The sequence below is a fragment of the Pararhizobium sp. P1_E7 genome, assembly GCF_056405855.1.
The window spans coordinates 1-833 of record NZ_JBFUBH010000242.1 but is presented as its reverse complement, the minus strand read 5'-3'; the positions used below and the strand labels follow the sequence as shown (position 1 = coordinate 833).

At 56.7% G+C, this 833-nt stretch carries 1 pseudogene; it reads left to right on the top strand.

Features of this window, described 5'->3' with window-relative positions:
- Positions 1-833 (top strand): annotated as a pseudogene (locus AC1D17_RS29195) (hypothetical protein); the annotation flags it as partial.

Below are 833 nucleotides of genomic sequence, written 5' to 3'. Positions count from 1 at the left end.
AAACTGAGGAGTTTCGAAAGGTTGCCGGTCTCAAATCCGCCTGGGCGACCAGCGAGGGCCACGTCATTGGGGGCGTCTATTTCATGGTAGAACACGACGTCTTCATCTACACCTTGCTGACAAAGGACAATTCCGGTCGCTATAGGCGCTTCTTCACCGCCACCCCAAAGCTGAGCGCCCGCGAAGCGGAATCCTCGATCAACTCGGATCTGGCGATTATCGAGAGCGACGAAAAGCCTGCGCCCGCACTGGAGGCAGCGCCAGGCGGCGTGGATCTCTTCGCGGGCGGATTGGCAACAAAATACAATCCCAAATATGTAAATCTCCGCGATAGCGCAAACACCAGCGCGACACGACAGGTCATGACCGAGATCGCGCGCTGGTTCGATGACCTCGACGGCAATTTCGTAAAAGACTTCCAGACGACCGGCTTCGACGCCCGCGTTTGGGAGTTATATTTGTTCACCTCGTTCAACGAGCTCGGCTTTACAATCGACAATTCAAACCCCGTGCCTGACTTTCGCTTGTCTCGCGGCGGACAGAAGGTTTTCGTCGAGGCGGTAACCGCAAACCCGAGCGACGGAAAACAGTTCGATATCGCCGGCGGCCCGCCACCGCCCCCGGAAGACTTCGCCCATTACATCGAACACGCGATGCCACAAAAATTCGGCTCGCCGCTCAGGAGCAAGGTCAAGAAGGAATATTGGAAGGCCGAGGATATTGGCGCACATCCCTTCGTCCTGGCGCTTGCCGATTTCCATGCGCCTGCATCGATGACATGGTCGCAAACTGCTCTGTCCTTGTATCTCTATGGAGTGGGCGTCGAACTGCGC